Genomic DNA, 2,174 nt, shown 5'->3' on the forward strand with positions numbered 1-2,174 from the left:
ATCTCCTCAAGCTCTGGGCGCAGATCAGCCCGGCCGTGATGCTCCTTCTGCCGGCGGATATAGCCGATGATCATCTCGACATCCCAGCGGCTCACGGAAAAAGCGCCATAGCCGCCCTGCCACTTAAATGGCGAAGATGGGCGCAGCGTCTGGTTCACAAAGTGCGACGAGACGCCCTTCACCTGCTTCATCAGGTGCGCGAGATCAACCGTCGAGGGCAGAGACACAAACACATGAACATGATCCTCTACCCCATTCAGGGCCAGCACGGTGCAGCCCAGCCCCTCGACCGTCGCCTGCATAGTGCGGTAGAGACGGCGCTCGATACCCGGCGTGATCAGCGGGAGCCGATCCCAGGTGGCCCAGACCAGATGGATAAAAACAGATCGCCTGTTGCCGCGCATAGCACCCTCACAGCTACAAACCAGCTATCAGAAGATACACCGCCGCACCGCCGAGAAAGATGCGGGCGGGCAGCGTCGGCGCAGGCCGACGCCCGGCCAACGGCCCCGCCGACGCGACCTCGGTCGCCCGGCAGAAGTGCCCATTTGCGCCCCATCGCCGCGTTATACTACTCTCCATAGAGACATCGTGACAGCACAGCACAGGAGACCTATGGACATCACCCTGATCATCCTGAGCAGCGCCGCCAGCGCAGCGCTCGCCGCCCTGATCACCTGGCTGATCGCCGGGCGGCGCGCCCAGGCCGAGCGTGAGCGGGCCATCCGCGCCGAGACCGCATTGGAGGCCGCAAACCGCGCCCACGCCGAGAAGATCGGGGCACTGCAAGACGCCGAGCAGCGCATGCGCGACGCCTTCGCCAGCCTGAGCGGCGAGGCGCTGAAGGCCAGCAACGAGCAGTTCCTTCAGCTCGCCGAGGAGCGCATGCAGCGCCAGCAGCAGGCCGCCAAAAGCGACCTGACTAGCCTGGTCGAGCCGCTGCGCGAGACCCTGACCCGCCAGGAGCAGCAGGTCAAGGCGCTTGAGGAGGCCCGCCAGGCGGCCTACGGTGGCCTCGATGAGGTTCTGCGCGGTCTGCGCCAGGATCAGCAGAGCCTGCGCACCCAGACCGACGCGCTCACTCAATCGCTGCGCAACCCGAAAGTGCGCGGGCGCTGGGGCGAGATCCAGCTCCGTCGGCTGATCGAGCTAGCGGGTATGCTCAACCACTGCGACTTCGAGGAGCAGCAGAGCACCACTGATGCCGACCAGAAACGACAGCGCCCCGATCTCCTCGTGCAGCTGCCAAACCAGCGTCAGATTATTGTCGACGCCAAGGTGCCGCTCGATCGCTTTCTCGATGCCCTTGAGGCGCCCGAGGACCAGCGTAGCGAGCTCTTTCGCCAGCACGCCCGCTCGATCCGTGGCCACGTCGACGAGATGGCGAAGCGGGCCTACCACAAGCAGTTCAGCGCGGCCCACGAGTTCACGGTCATCTTCATTCCCGGCGAGGTCTTCTACCAGGTCGCCCTGGAGCATGACCACGAACTGCTCGAGTACGCCCTTACGAAAAATATCATTCTGGCTAGTCCGAACACCCTGATCGCTGTGCTGAAGTCGGCCGCGATGGGTTGGAAGGAGACCCAGCTCGCCGCTGACGCGCAGAAGATCCAGCAGATCGGCGCTGAAGTCTATGACCGACTAAACATCGTAGCCGGGCATCTGGGCAAGCTTGGCAAAAACCTGACCCAGAGCGTCAGCGCCTACAATGATACAGTGGGCAGCATTGAGAGCAGATTGCTGGCGAGTGCTCGAAAGATGCATACTATGGGTGTGGGCAATGCCGATCTACCTGAGATCGCCAGTCTGGGCGATACTGTGCGCGCCATCAGCCAGCCCGAGCTGCTAGGCGAGCCTGCCGGCGACTAACACCGCGTCGGCGCAGGCCGACGCCCGGCGCGCAGCGCCCCGCCGACGCGACCTCGGTCGCCCGGCGAGCGCCTTAACGATGGATCACTATGATCTACGACGACCAGCGCCCGCCGAGCCGCTCGATCCGCGAGCACCGCGCGCCCGACGGCGTGCCCTACATCCTCGACAACCACGCGGGCAGCATGACTGTCCACGAGGCGCTGTGTCGCCTGATGGCCGGCTCGCCCTGGGCCGACATCGCCACCGGCTACTTCGCGCTCAGCGGCTACGCCCTGCTGGCCGATGCGCTTGACGGCCTGGGC

At 64.8% G+C, this 2,174-nt stretch carries 3 protein-coding genes; 2 read left to right on the forward strand and 1 reads right to left on the reverse strand.

From position 1 onward, the window contains the following. Positions 1 to 404, reverse strand: a 404-nt coding sequence (gene tnpA, locus K2Z83_RS28205) for an IS200/IS605 family transposase (RefSeq protein ID WP_220598501.1), incomplete at its 3' end; no start/stop codon positions are given. 211 nt (positions 405 to 615) lie between these two features. On the opposite strand from tnpA, the gene rmuC reads away from it, so the two are divergent. Both rmuC and K2Z83_RS28215 read left to right on the forward strand, forming a co-directional pair. Further along, entirely contained in the window at positions 616 to 1,869 is a 1,254-nt protein-coding gene (gene rmuC / locus K2Z83_RS28210) for a DNA recombination protein RmuC (protein ID WP_220598502.1), read from the forward strand. Between the two features lie 89 nt (positions 1,870 to 1,958). After that, on the forward strand, positions 1,959 to 2,174 hold a 216-nt coding region (locus K2Z83_RS28215; protein ID WP_220598503.1), incomplete at its 3' end, for a hypothetical protein.

Origin of the sequence: Oscillochloris sp. ZM17-4 (genome assembly GCF_019599295.1) — a bacterium.
Taxonomy (GTDB): domain Bacteria; phylum Chloroflexota; class Chloroflexia; order Chloroflexales; family Chloroflexaceae; genus Oscillochloris.